Consider the following 14,224-nt stretch of genomic DNA (forward strand, 5'->3'; position numbering starts at 1 on the left):
CTTATACTCAAAAATTCATAAACTAGAAGGTGCAACAATGTTAAGTAGTTTTATTCATTCAGTATTAACGTTTTTTGAAGGATTAGGTTATTGGGGCATTATGCTTGGACTTATGATTGAGATTATTCCAAGTGAAATAGTCCTTGCTTATGCAGGTTACTTAGTATTCAATGGTAGTATCTCATTTATAGGTGCAGTCGTATTCGGTACAATTGGCGGTGTTATTGCCCAAATCTTTATTTATTGGCTTGGACGATACGGCGGACGCCCCATATTAGAACGTTATGGAAAATATATTTTCATACATAAAAAACAAATAGATGCTGCAGAAGATTGGTTTAATCGTTACGGAACTGGCGTCATTTTTACAGCACGCTTCATTCCAGTAGTACGTCATGCGATTTCAATTCCTGCTGGTATTACAAAAATGCCTTTACTACGTTTCACTACATTAACAGCACTTGCGATTATCCCTTGGTCTATTATTTTCATTTATTTAGGTGAAAAACTAGGCGAAAACTGGGAGAATATAAACGATATTGCTGGTCCGTATGTGAAATCATTTGCAATTGGTGGCGTCGTACTTATACTTTTATACTTCGTTATAAAAAAATGGACAAAAAAGCGCAAAAATCTTGCTTAAGAATATAATAAAAACCGCTATAAATTCATTCGGAATTATAGCGGTTTTTTATTTATATATGAATTAATCTTCAGGAATTATATAACACCTTTCCATCTACATTTACATGGATAAGCAACCATTCGATCATTCTTTTCGTATATTATCTCAAAAAGGAGTGATTCCCCTATGCATTGGCAGCAAAAAATACCATACTTAATCGGACGCCCTATCGGTATTTCCTTCATAAATGGGCAAGGAACTTCTGGCGTATTATGTTCAGCGCATGATGGTCAATTATATGTGTATGAATACCTTTATCAAGCTCAGTTCGCAATGAAACATTATGATTATAGACAGGTTCAAGATATACATGCATTCCCAAATTGCCCTCACCAAAATCCTCTATACTAAAAAAATCGGAACGGCTCATAGCCATTCCGATTTCTATACTTTATTTCTCAGAATAAAATTTCTGCACTGCTTCATCAAAATAAATCCAACCTTTCCAGCCTAAATGAATCGTATCTTTTAAGAAATACTTATCATATTCATGACCAGAGAAATCAACTACTGGATATCCTGCTTTCTCAACCTGTTCTCGAACTTTATTATAATACACTTCACGGCGTTCTTTCGGGAAGCCAGTATAATCATACCAAGGCCCATTTACAGGTACAGAAATAAAGAGTGGTTTGACATTTTTCTCTTTAAATAAATCTAAAATAATTTGTAAATCATCATATTCTGGTGATTCATCATATGTTTCATTTGCTCTAAAGTTTTTTAAACCTTTTAGTTTTTTCTTCAGATTATTCTTATGATAATACGGATTTTCAATTCCGAATGTATTTGTAGTAGACTCAGCTTTCCCTTCTTGTTCCGCGTGTTTACGTGCATCTTCCCAAGAAATTGAACGAAGTCCGATATTTGTTTTCTCTTTCATCGGTTCGATTTTAAATAAAGAGTTAAATAAATCTCTATGATCTAAAATATTTCGATGCATATAAGCAAGTGGTTTAGCTAAACCTGCTTTTATGTTATGTTTTGTATCATTATATACAATACCTTCTAATGAATTTTTTAATATATCATCTTCTTGAACAACTTTATAATCTAATAGCCGTTTCGCGATTTGCTTCTTCATTTCTGGATTTATCTCATCATTAAAAATAAAATGATATGCTTGTTGTTTGGAGAAATTATTAGTGAAATCCCCTTGTGAGACACCAGTCTTTGTAAACCATTGTGGTGAAAGAACAAAGACTACTTTTTTACCTTCTAATTCATCCATAGTAGATGTCATATTTAAAATATGAGCTAAGCTTTGTGTACCGCCAGTTCCAATTAAAAACGGTGTAAAACCAGCTGGATTTACTTTGAAATAATTAGACGGATGATATGCATCCATTCGTAAAAATTCTGATGAACCGTACATCGGTAAATACTGTGAATTCTCTAACATTTTTTGCTGTAAGAAAGCACTTTGTAATTTCTCTTTTTGTAAAGAAGTTGCCGCATCTTCTACCTTCTTATCACTAATAAGCGATACTAAACTTTTCGATGGGATTAGAATGATAATGAAAAACAGCACACACGCTAAAATTATAGGACCAAAAGCATGCTTCATTTTCATTTTCTGTCCCTCTTTCTATCGTTATTAACTTGTAACCCTTGTTTTTGACACGCCATCTTTTCTCTCCTTTTTCTCTATACATGTTCCATTCTATTTATCTATTATATACATGTATGTATTTCCTTCCTTGTTCTATTAAGCCCTATATAAATAGCGCCAGAAAATGTTTCCATAGAAACACGTTAATTATACAAGATTCTACATAAATTTCACACTGGAATTTTAGTAATAATTTTATTTTTAAGTCGTGAAAAAACATATGAAATGTCTATATTTCATTCGGAACTGTACAAAAAACAGACTATCACACACGTGAAGTCTGTTTCCCCATTCTTTTATTTTTGTACATCTGCCCATTTTAAACTTGTAGATGGACCAAATTGATGTACATATAAATCTTTCACATATGGTTTTTGTAAGTAAGATAATCCACGCTGGAATACCGGTGCAATTACTGCATCATCAAGTAGCATTTTTTCAGCATCTTGCATTGCTTTCCAGCGAGCCTTTTCATCATTACCTAATTCTGTTTTAATCTTCTTAATTAACGCATCATATTCTGGGTTTGCATATTCTGTATTATTAACACTGCTTCCAGAAAGGAATACTTCTAAGTAAGTCATTGGATCTGGATAATCCGGTAACCAGCGTGATAACGACATTTCATATTCTTTCTTCTTCTCAAGTGCTAATTTTTGCGTATGTGGCTGTAATTTCACATTCACTTTTAATCCAGGTAAATTTTTCTCAAGCTGCTCTTTAATGTACTCTCCGACTTTTTTAAAGTTTTCTAAGTCATAATTTAATAGTTCTAACGTCACTTCATTTGTACCTGTCTCTTGTTTTGCTTTCTCCCAATATTCCTTCGCCTGTTTTACATTCGTCTTATTAAACTCAACAGCCGTACTTCTAAAATCTTTCTTATCTGGGCCTTTTAAGAATCCTTTTGGTACGTAATAATTTGCAGCAACCGAACCATCATTTAAAAATGAATCCGCAAGTCCTTTCTTATCAAAAACTGTACTTAGCGCAAGCCTTGCATTTTTATTTTTAAGAATCGGTACATTTTCATTAAATCGGAAGAAGTACATAACTGGATCTGTGTATTGTTTTAGCTCTTTATTATTTTTATATTTATCTACGAATTCTGTAGAAATAACAGCTCTATCAACTTTATCTGTTTCATATAAATTTACCGCAGTTGAAATTTCTTTTACAATTTGATAGTTTACTTCATCTAACTTCACTTCTTTTTTATCCCAATATTTATCGTTTTTCTTCATTGTAAAGCTAGCTTCATGCTTCCACTCTGATAATGTAAACGGTCCATTATATACCGCTTTATTTGCTTCTAATCCGTATTTATCACCTTGCTCTTTCGCATATTTTTCGTTAATTGGATAGAAAGATGGTAAAATTAATAATTTCGTAAAATACGGTACAGGATGTTCTAGCTCTACGACGAATGTTTTATCATCTTTCGCTTTTACTCCTAATTCATCTAGACCTAGTTGTTTTTTATTTATCTTCTCAGCGTTTTTCACATCGTACGCAATGTATGCATATTGAGAAGCGGTATCTGGATTAATCAATTGCTTCCAAGCGTATACGTAATCATGAGCGGTTACTGGATCTCCGTTAGACCATTTTGCATCACGCAATTGGAATGTATATGTCTTTCCATCTTTACTCACTTCATATTTTTGTACGCCTGCCTCAATTACTTCATCATTTTTCGATAAACGGAATAGTCCTTCCATTACGTTATTTAAAACGTTAAACGAGACTGCATCTGTTACTTTCCCTGAATTTAACGACGGAATTTCACCTATTTCTAGTAACTGCAATACTTTCTTCTCATCTTTCGGCTTTGTTGCAGTTTTTTCTTTTGCGCAGCCAACTAAAAATGAAGAAGCTAATAGAGTACTAACTAATGAGTAACGAACAATTTTTTTCATTTGAAAACCCCCTCTATTTTTAAGGTAAGTAACGACGTGCACCAGCGTATTCTTCTATATATCCTGGTGTATTTACTGATATAATCTCTACCGACCTTTCAGCTCTTGGTGAGTGAATCATATTGCCATCACCAATATACATTGCAACATGATGGACACTACCTTTTCCTTGATTATGCGCAAAGAAAATTAAATCTCCCTTCTGTAAATTTTCTTTATCAACTGCAACCCCTGCTCTTGATTGCGGTCCAGAATCTCGCGGAATTGTAATGCCGTGCGATTTATAAATCGTATGCGTGAAGCCAGAGCAATCAAATCCAAAACCACTTGTACCAGCCCATATATAAGGTAAACCTAAAAACATTTTCCCTGTGTTAATTAAATCATCAGCGGTCGGTTTTGGAATATCAGTTTGAGAACGGTAAACTGTTCCATCATTTTTTCGTAGCCATGCTTTCTGACCATTTGGCAACAATACACGGTATGACATTGTGTCTTCACCTAATAGCGGCAGTCTTGTATTATAACTGACTTCAAGTGATTTATGTTTTTCAGAAGGATTTATATATAAAATCGCTGTTGGCTTTGTTATTAACACAAAAGGTTCATTTGTTTTATCTGCAAATTCTTGATTATATGTTAATTGCTTTTCAGGCATCCAGCCCGGATAACCTTCTTCATTTCGTGGTGTTGGCTGTCCATGCACTAATACCTTCACCCATTCGCCTTTCTTATCAATAACAGTTACTTCTTGACCGAGTAACGCTTGTGTTTCTAATTTATTTGCATTTGTTAACCATAGTTTCTCGTCAAGTGTCATTGATTTTGTCCATTTCCATAGATCCACTGGGTTTGTTGCACTTGGTGTATCGATTGACCTTAATGAATCAGGTGCTGTCCATAACGTTGCAGCAGATACATCTATAAATGCTTTATTATCCTTCTTTTCTTCAGCATTTGCCGATGTAAACGATGAAAATATAAATAAAGTTGTTAAAAATGCAGTTCCTACTTTTTTCATATATATCCCCCTTAAAAAATAGTTTACTAGTCTCTTCTCCTAAGACTTACTATTCACTGTCGATTGAAGGTTTACCTTTGATCCAGAATAAGTCATTCCTTCCGGCTCTTCCATTAACCAAAGCGGTGCATCAAGATCAAAATAATGAATATTAGGATGCGCTGCCGCTAAATGCGCAACAGCACTAACGGAAAGTGAAGATTCCATCATGCTTCCCACCATACACTTCACACCAGCTGTTTCTGCGATATCTGCAATACGCCATGCTTCACGTATGCCACCACATTTCATTAATTTAATATTAATTAAGTCTGCATATCTTCCTTGAACGAGCTTTAATGCATCACTTGCTGAAAATATACTTTCATCGGCCATAATTGGCGTTTGCACACGATCTTTGACGTACTTTAACCCATCCCAATCTTTCGCGTGTACTGGTTGTTCAATAAATTCTATATTTAAATTACGATTTTCCATCTCTTGAATGATAGAGACCGCTTCTTTTGGACTCCAACCTTGATTCGCATCTAAACGTAATGTCGTATTTCTTGGTACCACATTTCGAATTGCCTCAATACGTTCCAAATCTAAATGCGCCTCTTTACCCACTTTAATCTTTAATGTTTGAAATCCTTTTTCTATATGTTTCTTCGCTTCTTTTGCCATTAATACAGGCTCATCCACACTCACTGTAATATCCGTATAAATTTCTTTCTTCCCGCCTAACAATGCATATAACGGCACATTTTGATATTGGCAATATACATCATATAAAGCGATATCTACCGCTGCTTTCGCACTTGAATTTCCAATACAACTCATTTGAATGCGCTCTAGTAACTGCTGAAACTGAATGATATCTTGACCAATTAAACATGAACGCATCGGTCCTAAAATCGCTTCTTCCATTCCACTGGTGAAATCACCCGTAATAACTGGCGTTGCGGCTGCAGCCCCCTTACCAATCACTCCTTCGTCTGTATGAATATAAACATCTATACTTTCAATTTCTGTTACAGTACGAAGCGCGGTTTTAAACGGTGTATGAAGTTTTATACGTCTACGATTTACTTTTACGTCTGTAATTTTCATTTTGTTCATCCTTTCGTTCTCCAATGAAGTGAAATCTTAATCCACCGGAAATTTATACCCACAGATTATTAGGTAAACCTATTGAGCATTTACTCTCCTATCTCTCTACTTTGCTTTTGATGTAGGACTTTAATGTGGAATAAAAAAATCCAGCCATAAGAATGATTCTTACGGCTGGATTTTGTCTATGATTGAGTAGACAAAGCAGCAATCTGATTATATTTTTTCTGTGCATCTTTTAGCGCTACAAGTAACGCTTTTTGAGAAGAACCGAAATATCGGTTCTTTACTTCCATTACTAACGCCGGGTCATTTATATTTTTATGTAGAAATAAATATTTAACAAATTGAGATGTTAATGCAATTGTCGCTGAGCAGTCTGCATCTACAATTTCCCCTGTATCCTTAACAAGAACAAATGCTACGAAATAGCTTTTAAACTTTTCAGTAATGGGATTATTTTGAGGTGCTTTCGCATCCCCTACGACATAAATTGTATTTGAAGCGTACACAGCTACCTTCCTTTCTTATACGAGGATAACGGGTTTCTTAATAGTCATATGAGCGATGAACTCAACGTTGATTAAAAAATGTATCCGCTTATCTTGTATTATAATACAATTAACAGAATTTTAACAATATTTATTTCAGTGTATATTCCATAATTGTGAAAATATCTCAAACTCTTCATTTTTACAATATGTGATTGTTCCTTGTACCATGACATTTAAACATGAAAAAACAGTTAGCTATGGCTAACTGTTTTTTCATTACTTTGGCATCACAAATATAGTTTCATTTGACTTAGAAAATTGATACTCTTTTCTCGCAAACTTCAAAATTTCTTCTTCATCGTCTGTTAAATTTTCTATGTTAGTCTTTAAAGAACCTTTATCTTTCTTTAAAGATACTAATTGTTTCTTTTGATCCATAATCGTATCTTTCTTTTTATCAATTATTTCTTGTTGTTTCGTTAAAATATATTGAACGTACAAAGTAGTTGCCGCAATAAAAAGGACCATTAAAATAAGTCGCCTTAACTTCTTTTTATTTACCCTACGCTTGTCACTAGGTTGTGATAATTGCTCTGGTATATTAGGAACATTTACTCGTTTGAGTTTCCTCATTCAAATCCCCCTAACCCATATTTTTCACTACCATCGGCACGTTTTCTTACTAAACTAAATTCTATTCTTATAAAATAAACTCCTTCACAAAAATATCCCATAAATTAACCAATTAAAGATAGCATTCGACGACATTTCCATATTTACATCGAAATTTTTTATGTATGCTGCTATAAAATAGTAGTTTCTGTAATTCTTTTTCTACTATTGTAGAAGAGTTTTTTTACACACAAAAATCCTTGCCTACATATCCATGTTATAACATGCTTATAAGGAGGGAAAATATGCATTACCGTACATTAGGTAAAACTGGAATAACTGTTTCTGAAATAGGTTTTGGGGCATGGGCAATCGGTGGTGATGAATGGGGACCGGTTAACGATAAACAATCTATAACCGCTATAAAAAAAGCAATTGAGTGTGGTGTGAATTTTATTGATACTGCGGATGTGTATGGTTTAGGACATAGTGAAAAGTTGGTGGCTACCGCGATTAAAGGACATCGTAATGATATTATCCTATCAACGAAAGGTGGTTTAATCGGACACCACTACGACCCTAATGGAGTTCCTGTATATGATACTCCCGAAAAAATCATCGCCGTATTCGAAACAAGTTTACAACGTCTTCAAACAGATTATATTGATCTTTATTTTTGTCATATTTGGTGGCATAATCGTAGAGAAACAGAAGCATTTCTACGTGCATTTGACATATTAAAACGTGATGGAAAAGTAAGAGCAGTCGGTGTTTCGACTCATGATTTACAATACATTCATCATTTCAATAACAACAACGAAATTGATATCGTACAACTTGATTACAATATATTAAATCGAAAACCAGAAAAAGATATATTACCATTCTTACAAGAGAAAAATCTAGGAGCTATTATTCGTGGTCCATTAAAAATGGGCATTTTAACTGGAAAATTCACAAATAAAACAATTTTTCCAGATGGAGATTTACGCAAAGATTGGCCAAATGAAACTTGGTTTCAAGAAGACTTACAAACCGTAGAGAAACTTCGGTTGCTCTCAAATAAAAATCAGACCCTAGGGCAACTTGCACTTCGCTATGTACTCTCTCATCCGGCAGTAAGCGTTGTAATTCCTGGTGCCAAAACCGGAATGCAAGCACAAGAAAATGCAAATGCATCTGTTCGCCCTATTTTGAGTGATGAAGAGCTTAACTATATTCATTCAATATAAAAAGCCCAATCCGGGCTTTTTAATTTGGCAAACTAATATCATACTCCATTCGCTTCGCTGTGTCCTCCGCAACATGCACACCTAACAAGTTTTTCACAATATGAAATGCCATATTAATTCCAGCTGAAATTCCGGCAGATGTTATAATATGTCCTTCATCTACAAACTTTACATTTTCTATAACTTCAACATTTTGAAACTCATTTTTAAACTTTTCAATACTAGCCCAATGTGTTGTTGCTTTTAAACCTGCCAATAAACCTGCTTTCGCCAGTAATAGCGCTCCTGTACAAACTGACGTCATCAGCTTTACTTCTTTCATTTGCTGGCCAATCCATTTTATTACTATTTCATTTTTTATTTCATATTCTCTAGCACCTAGCCCACCCGGAATTATTAAAATATCCACTGGTGGTAAATTTTCAATACTATAATCTGGCTGTACCTTCAATCCGTTCCTTGCTGTAATCATTTCCCCATTCTCGCTAACTGTATAAACAGTAAATGTTTTTTCTTCATTCACCTCAGTTACAGAAAAAACTTCAAATGGCCCTGCAAAGTCTAACACTTCTACTTCATTAAATAAAAATATACCAACACTCCATTTATTCATCATAAGTTCACTTCCTGTTTCAAATGATGTAATAGGTGATCGTATCCTTTTTCTAATGCAATTTCATACGCTGTTTTCCCATCATTTTTCTTAATCATCTTATTAGCTCCATTTTTAAGGAGTAACATAATTATTTCTTCATTTCCTAATAATGCTGCTTCGTGAAGTCCTGTCCAGCCACCACTTTGCATAATATTTACATCTGATCCTTTTTCAATTAAGAAAGTGACAAGTTCACTTTGCTTGTTCGCAATTGCTGCTTGCAAAGGTGTATTTTCATTTTCGTTTTTTGCTCTACTATGTATATCTGCACCGCTTTCTAAAAGAAAACTCGCTATTTCTTTCTGTCCAAAATAAGCTGCTAAATGAAGTGGTGTCCAGCCATCTTCACTACATTCGTTAACAATACTTGGACTCACCTTTATAAACTCCACTACTTTTTCCCTATTACCACTTATAACAGCTTGTGCTATTGATTGTAAATGCTCCATAATAATCTCCTATCCTTCAAAATATTTAAGCATCCCCTTCTACATGTTCTATTAATTATTACATTTTCCTTTTAAAAACTTAAGTTTACATAATAATATTATAAATTACTTTTGTACTTAATGTTGAATAGCAATAATGTTAAAAATAATACCTTTAAACAATGAAGACTATGATTTCATTATAGTTACTGAAAAAGCAATCAAAAAAACTATACACATAGTTTTCATCATATTTGTCAATTGCATGAACTAAAACAGGTAATTTCTATTACTGCCATTCATGCTTTCAACATATCAAATAATATTATTCCAATAAAAAAACAATCCTTTTTAAAATGGATTGTTTTTTTATTTCTGTTTTATGCAGTTTATTTTATTTTTGTATTTTCAATAACGAAATAATTACATTTACAAAAATGAAATGATACTATCTTAACCACTCTTATAGTAAGATTTTCGTTTGAAAACAAAAACACATTTTCGCCTTACGATTGAAAAAAACATATGTAAAAGCTTCTAAAACAGCCGCCTTATCATATTAATCTATAGCAATTCTGTCTTCTTCCCTTACCTGTTTCCTTTAACACATACGATTTTAAAACAAGTGCCGTTAATGAATCTGTTAATGTTTTATATGATAAATTTGATAATGCCAATAGATCGTTCGTATATAACATTCTATGCTTCTCTAATAGTAATAGTACTAATCGTTCCGACGGTTTTAATGCCTCATCACTTTCTAGTATAAAGTCTATATTTTTCATTTCTCTAATTATTACTCCTTATATAAAAAATACTTTAAGTGCTAATTTAATATAAAAATAATACACAACAAACTTTGAAATATATTAAAATAACATTACTTTAAGACACTATTATACTATAACATATAAAAAGCATTTGCCGAAATAGGAAATGCTTTTTATATTGCTTATATAATTCTTCAAAAACTACATTTAAAAACGGTTGGTCATTCTCTAAATATGAATGACTAACCGTTTTCCAGCTTCTTCTCAATTACATGTTTCACCTTAAATATTTCTTGCAATATGTGGCTTACTGTAATGACTTGTTCCACCGCCACCTACTACTACTTTACCGCCTTTTTCGAAAATTAATAATTTACTTGAACCATCTGCAAGAAGTACTATTACTTCAGCATTATTACTTGTTGCTACATAAATTACATAACCACTCTTTGATATACAAGTTTCCCAATTCGCATCAAATTCTGATCTTACTACACGATTTGAATACACTTGATTTTCAATTCTATCTTGTTCTATATTTTCCAAATTGATTCCTCCCACTTCACTAAAATAGCATTTATAGGAAAATAACAGCCCTATATAAAATAATAGCTGACTTTAACATAAATAGTATATGTAGTAAGTAGCAGAATGCTTGGACAATGAAAACCTAATAACATGTAAGCGATATACAATTAAAATAAGGCAATCGATATTATATCAATTGCCTTATTTTCATAGATAGTTCCTTTATTTCTCGTTTCGCACAGCTTCAAAAGTAATCATTTGATTTGCATTTGACGGTTCTTTTTCATAATCATATTCGGCAGAGCAAGTAATGTTAGAGAAACCTATACTTTCTAAAAGGAGTTTAAATTCTACTATTCCATACCAGCGCAGCGCAAAACGTTGTAACTCTGTTTGTACTAGCTGTCCTTTACTCCACTTTTCATATTTCAAATATGATACAGTAATTTGGTTCAGCCAATCTATTTCAATTGATTTATTTTCTAATGTGATTCCGTCTCCTCTCGGCAAAGAAAAAGTCGATGTATGAATTTCCCCAGTCTTCCAGTCATGCGGAAGCATAATATCTACGATTAATCGTCCGCATGGATTAAGATGTTCATAAAAACATTTCAATGCGTTTATAGAATCCACACGATTTTCAATTAAACAAAAAGATCCAGTAGGAATGATAATTGCCTCATATTTATGCGGAAGTGAAAATTGTTGCAAGCTTCCTTCATATAAATTAGGATGTAAGCCTCTCTCTTTACACCGCTTACGGCAAGAATCAAGCATTTCAGGTGAATAATCTATCCCATCAACTTTAAAACCAGCTTCAAGAAACGGAATAATGACACGTCCCGATCCTACTGCAGCTTCGAGAATTCTTCCCTTACAATTTTTTAAACGTTCTTTGTAATACTCAATATCACCATTTAAAGAATAACCGACTGGTTTTGTGTAATCATACAGTTCCGTACAAAGTGTACTATAAAAACTAAACATTTATTTTCTCCTCCGTTTTTACGTACGGAAGATTTCAATTAAACTAATCTTCTCGTACCTCTAATTTTAATGCGCTTTCGAAAGAGCTGACTGTCATAATATATCACTCACTTTCCATAGAATATAATGATATTGTATTACATAACCTTCCAATCCGAAATATAAAATTAAAAATTCAGACTATAAAATAAAAAGCTTACTTTAGTAAGCTCTTTGTAAAAAATATTTATTTCACAATCGGCAATGTCACTTCACTTAATTTCACTGTAAGTTTCGTGCCCGCTTTCGGTCTAATTGTATAATCATAGTCGCTAGCAATTAAAACAACCCCTATTTGATGTCCAGCTTTAAAGACATAATCATCTGGCTGCATGTCCCATGTAAATGTATAATCTTTGCCCGGTTGAATCACTGTTGAATTTTCTATACTATTTAAGTTTTGTGGATCCATCCAGCCTCGTGTTACGATTTCCGGCTTCGTTCCTCCATAGTCAACAAGTAATGCTGTTAAATTTGATACAGATCGATCAATATTTCCTGTAATTGAAATCTTTGGTGTACCACTTATGCGTGTATCTTTTTGAAGTACAGGCATTGTATATACTAATCGATTGGCTACTTCTAATTCTGGGTTTGCTACTAATTGATTTGATTTCATTTGTGCATCATCTAAGAATGAGAAAACTTTATTAGCCGATCCCATACTTAGTGGCAAATTGACTGATTTATTACTTAAATACATACGGATTTTTGAAGGTACAGCCGCTGGATCTGGCCAATTTTTTATCTTTTGCCACGATTTATTTTCTCTTTGCACATCAACCATTGGTTCATCCATAATTCCATTTTCAATTCCATACAACCAATAATCTAACCATTTATTTTGTGTTTGCTGCCAGTTATTACTTGATGTCCCACCATGACCACCTTGGTGTAGCCACATTTTACGAGGAACATTATTTTCTCCGAGTGCATCCCACCATTGCGCGAACTGCTTCGTCTTAACATTCCAATCATTTAAACCATGAACAACAAATACGCTTGCTTTTACATTTTTAGCATCTTTTACATAATTGCGTTTATCCCAAAAATCATTATAATTACCAGTTTTCCGGTCCTGACCAGCTGTTAACTCTTTTATTACTTGCCCGCAAACTTCAGGATTTTCTCTTGTTAGTACTGCTTCTGCCATATTATCTGTATCTTCTCCTTGATATCCACCTGGCGCAATGACTGCACCATTTGCACGATAATAATCATACCAACTACTAATTGCTGCGATTGGAATAATTGTTTTTAAACCTTCAACTCCAGTAGTCGCAACAGCATTTGGTAATGTACCATTATAAGAAACTCCAGTCATACCTACATTTCCTGTAGACCAATTTGCCTGAACTTCCTCACCCTGTTCTGTAAATGCTTTCGCGCGACCATTTACCCAATCAATAACAGACTTTGTACCGAGTATTTCTTGTTCATCTCCAGTTGTAGGGCATCCATCTGATTTTCCAGTACCGATACTTTCGCCTAGAATAACTGCATAACCTCTTGGCACGTAATAGTTCCCATACGAACCAAGATTAACCGCTCCATACGGTTTTCCTTCATACGCATACAATTCTTCATCTACATTATATACAGGAACATCTTTTAATCCAGATCGATATGGACTCATTTCATAAATAACAGGAACCTTCACATTCGGATCTGTCTTTGGACGCATAACTTTTATCGATACTCTGTCTTTCTTACCGTCGCGATCACTATCAACTTCTGTCTCTACATATAAATTTTCGATAATGGCTTCATCGAGAGAATAAATCGGTTTTGTCATCCCATTTTCTAATTCAATTTTCGTATTTTTAGTCTCTTCCTTCTTCTCTGCATGCACATCCATAGTAAAGCTAGGTATAATTGTTGCAGATAGCATTGCTGACAGTGTAATTGCCATTTTCTTTTTACTCAAAATGTTCCCTCCCCTTATTCGTTCTCTTTTACTATATAACAAAATAACTGAAAATTCAGTTTTATTTTTATATAAAAGTTGAGAAACTCAAAGATTTCTTGTTAAGTAAAATTCAATACAGGTGTGAAAGTATTTTCCCACTCCCAGCTTCTATATAAAGTGAGCCCTCACCAATCGGGCGTTTACGGGCAGCGGGGCCCCCACCTAACTTCTTTGCTTCCGC

Annotated in this window: 15 protein-coding genes; 3 read left to right on the plus strand and 12 right to left on the minus strand. The window is 33.7% G+C overall.

The features are described from left to right. Positions 1 to 37 precede the first annotated feature (37 nt). Both RT27_RS06990 and RT27_RS06995 read left to right on the plus strand, forming a co-directional pair. Positions 38 to 643, plus strand: a complete 606-nt coding sequence (locus tag RT27_RS06990; RefSeq protein WP_000952913.1) for a DedA family protein — start codon at positions 38 to 40, stop codon at positions 641 to 643. Positions 644 to 811: 168 nt separating this feature from the next. Next, positions 812 to 1,036 carry a hypothetical protein gene (locus tag RT27_RS06995; RefSeq protein ID WP_000558692.1) on the plus strand — a complete coding sequence of 75 codons (225 nt, stop codon included), beginning with the start codon at positions 812 to 814 and terminating at the stop codon, positions 1,034 to 1,036. A gap of 40 nt (positions 1,037 to 1,076) precedes the next feature. Here RT27_RS06995 and dltD read toward each other — a convergent pair whose 3' ends face one another. From dltD to RT27_RS07025, 6 genes are all read right to left on the minus strand, one after another. After that, a complete protein-coding gene (gene dltD / locus RT27_RS07000) occupies positions 1,077 to 2,258 on the minus strand; it encodes a D-alanyl-lipoteichoic acid biosynthesis protein DltD (RefSeq protein WP_043935655.1) in 1,182 nt (393 codons plus the stop codon). 335 nt (positions 2,259 to 2,593) lie between these two features. Further along, entirely contained in the window at positions 2,594 to 4,216 is a 1,623-nt protein-coding gene (locus RT27_RS07005; RefSeq protein WP_043935656.1) for a peptide ABC transporter substrate-binding protein, read from the minus strand. A gap of 19 nt (positions 4,217 to 4,235) precedes the next feature. Beyond that, a complete protein-coding gene (locus RT27_RS07010; protein ID WP_043935657.1) occupies positions 4,236 to 5,237 on the minus strand; it encodes a C40 family peptidase in 1,002 nt (333 codons plus the stop codon). 39 nt (positions 5,238 to 5,276) lie between these two features. Next, a complete protein-coding gene (locus RT27_RS07015) occupies positions 5,277 to 6,338 on the minus strand; it encodes a dipeptide epimerase (protein ID WP_043935659.1) in 1,062 nt (353 codons plus the stop codon). A gap of 176 nt (positions 6,339 to 6,514) precedes the next feature. Further along, positions 6,515 to 6,841, minus strand: a complete 327-nt coding sequence (locus RT27_RS07020) for a DUF3870 domain-containing protein (RefSeq protein ID WP_000271322.1) — start codon at positions 6,839 to 6,841, stop codon at positions 6,515 to 6,517. 258 nt (positions 6,842 to 7,099) lie between these two features. Further along, on the minus strand, positions 7,100 to 7,456 hold the full coding sequence (locus RT27_RS07025; RefSeq protein ID WP_016081255.1) for a septum formation initiator family protein: 357 nt from the start codon (positions 7,454 to 7,456) through the stop codon (positions 7,100 to 7,102). A gap of 284 nt (positions 7,457 to 7,740) precedes the next feature. On the opposite strand from RT27_RS07025, the gene RT27_RS07030 reads away from it, so the two are divergent. Continuing rightward, positions 7,741 to 8,667 (plus strand): aldo/keto reductase, encoded by a 927-nt coding sequence (locus RT27_RS07030; RefSeq protein ID WP_029442568.1) that lies wholly within the window; start codon positions 7,741 to 7,743, stop codon positions 8,665 to 8,667. A 19-nt stretch (positions 8,668 to 8,686) separates the two neighbouring features. Here the strand turns inward: RT27_RS07030 and RT27_RS07035 are convergent, their stop codons facing one another. From RT27_RS07035 to RT27_RS07060, 6 genes are all read right to left on the minus strand, one after another. Beyond that, positions 8,687 to 9,283: a DJ-1/PfpI family protein gene (locus RT27_RS07035; protein WP_016081253.1), complete on the minus strand. Its 597-nt coding sequence runs from the start codon at positions 9,281 to 9,283 to the stop codon at positions 8,687 to 8,689. Further along, positions 9,280 to 9,771 carry an ankyrin repeat domain-containing protein gene (locus RT27_RS07040; protein ID WP_043935661.1) on the minus strand — a complete coding sequence of 164 codons (492 nt, stop codon included), beginning with the start codon at positions 9,769 to 9,771 and terminating at the stop codon, positions 9,280 to 9,282. Before RT27_RS07040 ends, RT27_RS07035 begins: the two co-directional genes overlap by 4 nt. 533 nt (positions 9,772 to 10,304) lie before the next feature. Further along, positions 10,305 to 10,535: a hypothetical protein gene (locus RT27_RS07045; protein WP_000789030.1), complete on the minus strand. Its 231-nt coding sequence runs from the start codon at positions 10,533 to 10,535 to the stop codon at positions 10,305 to 10,307. A gap of 267 nt (positions 10,536 to 10,802) precedes the next feature. Then, positions 10,803 to 11,066 carry a hypothetical protein gene (locus RT27_RS07050; RefSeq protein WP_016081250.1) on the minus strand — a complete coding sequence of 88 codons (264 nt, stop codon included), beginning with the start codon at positions 11,064 to 11,066 and terminating at the stop codon, positions 10,803 to 10,805. 204 nt (positions 11,067 to 11,270) lie between these two features. Then, positions 11,271 to 12,035 carry a class I SAM-dependent methyltransferase gene (locus RT27_RS07055; protein ID WP_043935663.1) on the minus strand — a complete coding sequence of 255 codons (765 nt, stop codon included), beginning with the start codon at positions 12,033 to 12,035 and terminating at the stop codon, positions 11,271 to 11,273. A gap of 226 nt (positions 12,036 to 12,261) precedes the next feature. After that, positions 12,262 to 14,001: a Xaa-Pro dipeptidyl-peptidase gene (locus RT27_RS07060; protein WP_043935664.1), complete on the minus strand. Its 1,740-nt coding sequence runs from the start codon at positions 13,999 to 14,001 to the stop codon at positions 12,262 to 12,264. Between the last annotated feature and the right edge of the window lie 223 nt (positions 14,002 to 14,224).

This window comes from Bacillus sp. L_1B0_5 (genome assembly GCF_000836715.1).
GTDB classification, from domain to species: Bacteria; Bacillota; Bacilli; order Bacillales; family Bacillaceae_G; genus Bacillus_A; species Bacillus_A thuringiensis_S.

Excerpts from the sequence above, each read along its gene's own strand:
- RT27_RS06990 (WP_000952913.1), top strand. The coding sequence starts at position 38 with ATGTTAAGTAGTTTTATTCATTCAGTATTAACGTTTTTTGAAGGATTA.
- RT27_RS06995 (WP_000558692.1), top strand. The coding sequence starts at position 812 with ATGCATTGGCAGCAAAAAATACCATACTTAATCGGACGCCCTATCGGT.
- dltD (WP_043935655.1), bottom strand. The coding sequence starts at position 2,258 with ATGAAAATGAAGCATGCTTTTGGTCCTATAATTTTAGCGTGTGTGCTG.
- RT27_RS07005 (WP_043935656.1), bottom strand. The coding sequence starts at position 4,216 with ATGAAAAAAATTGTTCGTTACTCATTAGTTAGTACTCTATTAGCTTCT.
- RT27_RS07010 (WP_043935657.1), bottom strand. The coding sequence starts at position 5,237 with ATGAAAAAAGTAGGAACTGCATTTTTAACAACTTTATTTATATTTTCA.
- RT27_RS07015 (WP_043935659.1), bottom strand. The coding sequence starts at position 6,338 with ATGAACAAAATGAAAATTACAGACGTAAAAGTAAATCGTAGACGTATA.
- RT27_RS07025 (WP_016081255.1), bottom strand. The coding sequence starts at position 7,456 with ATGAGGAAACTCAAACGAGTAAATGTTCCTAATATACCAGAGCAATTA.
- RT27_RS07030 (WP_029442568.1), top strand. The coding sequence starts at position 7,741 with ATGCATTACCGTACATTAGGTAAAACTGGAATAACTGTTTCTGAAATA.
- RT27_RS07035 (WP_016081253.1), bottom strand. The coding sequence starts at position 9,283 with ATGATGAATAAATGGAGTGTTGGTATATTTTTATTTAATGAAGTAGAA.
- RT27_RS07040 (WP_043935661.1), bottom strand. The coding sequence starts at position 9,771 with ATGGAGCATTTACAATCAATAGCACAAGCTGTTATAAGTGGTAATAGG.
- RT27_RS07045 (WP_000789030.1), bottom strand. The coding sequence starts at position 10,535 with ATGAAAAATATAGACTTTATACTAGAAAGTGATGAGGCATTAAAACCG.
- RT27_RS07055 (WP_043935663.1), bottom strand. The coding sequence starts at position 12,035 with ATGTTTAGTTTTTATAGTACACTTTGTACGGAACTGTATGATTACACA.